The organism is Nguyenibacter vanlangensis, from assembly GCF_013376155.1.
Classification (GTDB): domain Bacteria; phylum Pseudomonadota; class Alphaproteobacteria; order Acetobacterales; family Acetobacteraceae; genus Gluconacetobacter; species Gluconacetobacter vanlangensis.
In genome coordinates this window covers 1-1,417 of record NZ_JABXXP010000700.1, presented here as the reverse complement: position 1 = coordinate 1,417, position 1,417 = coordinate 1, and the positions used below count along the sequence as shown (strand labels likewise).

At 69.1% G+C, this 1,417-nt stretch carries 2 protein-coding genes; both read left to right on the top strand.

Going from position 1 to position 1,417, the window contains the following annotated elements:
• The coding region (locus HUK84_RS18185; RefSeq protein WP_176641494.1) for a methyl-accepting chemotaxis protein at window positions 1–1,100 on the top strand (1,100 nt) is incomplete at its 5' end.
• Window positions 1,101–1,109: 9 nt separating this feature from the next.
• Window positions 1,110–1,417, top strand: a 308-nt coding sequence (locus HUK84_RS18180; RefSeq protein ID WP_176641493.1) for an Hpt domain-containing protein, incomplete at its 3' end; no start/stop codon positions are given.

The window sequence follows — 1,417 nt, the reverse complement described above, 5'->3', positions numbered from 1 at the left end:
AGAGCGGCGCGCTGTACGAATTCAGCCGCCGCTCGCTCACCCTCGGCCTGGCGGTCGCGGTCATCGTGGCGCTGATCGTCACCTTCTGGACCCGGCGCTCGATCCTGGCGCCGCTCGCGGCGCTGATGCGGGTGATGGAACTGGTGGGGCAGGGCGATCTCTCGACCCGCGTGACGGTCAACGGCTCCGGCGTCGGCCGCGACGAGTTCGAACGGCTGGGCCTGGGGCTCAACCGCATGATCGACGGCCTGCGCGAAATCGCGCAGCAAAGCCGCGAGGCCACGCGCAATCTCGACGCCGCGGTCGCCGACATCCGCGCCTCCGCCCAGCAGCAGGCCGCCAGCGTCGAGGAACAGTTCGCCGCGGTCCAGGAAACCGCCGCCACGGTCGATCAGATCACCCATTCCGGCGCCCAGATCAGCAAGCGCGCGCGTGAGGTCATCTCGTCGGCCGAAATCATCGTCCACAGCTCGGCCAGCGGGCTGGAAGCGGTCGAGGAAACCGCCCGCGCCATGGCCCGCACCCAGGAAGGGGCCGAGGCCGTGGCCCAGAACATCGTGGCCCTCTCCGAACGCACCGATGCGATCAGCGAGATCATCACCGCCGTCAACGACCTGTCGGAACGCTCGCATCTGCTGGCGCTCAACGCGGCGATCGAGGCCGCTTCCGCCGGCGAGCACGGGCGCTCCTTCGCCGTGGTGGCCGCGGAAATGAAGATCCTGGCCGACCAGTCGCGCGACGCCACCCAGCACGTGCGCTCGATCCTCGGCGACATCCAGCGCGGCATCAACACCTCGGTGATGCTGACCGAAGAGGCCGTGAAACGCGTCTCGGCCGGCAAGGAACGCACCGACATCTCCTATCACACGATCGAGCGCATGACCGGCGGGATCGAGGAAGGCGTGCATGCCTTCCAGCAGATCGTCGCCTCGACCAACCAGCAGCAGATCGGCATCGAACAGGTCATGACGGCCCTGCAGAGCATCCGCCAGGCCAGCCAGCAGACGGCCGCCGGCACCCGTAACCTGGAAGCCTCGGCCAGCAATCTCGGCAGCCTGTCGCACCAGCTCCTGGCCATCTCCGCCCGCTACCGCACCTGACGGCCGGCCGTGGAAAGCCTGCAACAGGAATTGCTGGCGGTCTTTCAGGCCGAATATCGCGACCATCTCCGCGTGGTGCGCGACATCCTGGCGGCCGGCCCGCCGGACGCGCACGGCGTGGGCGAAATCTTCCGCCGCGTCCATTCGCTCAAGGGCGCGGCCCGCGTCGTCGAGCGCGCCGACATCGAATCCATCGCCCACGCGCTGGAAAACCGCCTGTTCCGCCTGACGGACGGGCACCAGCCGGCCCAGCCCGACGACATCGCCGCGATCGGCCGGGCCATGGACCGGATCGACGCCGCCATGCAGGGCGTCCC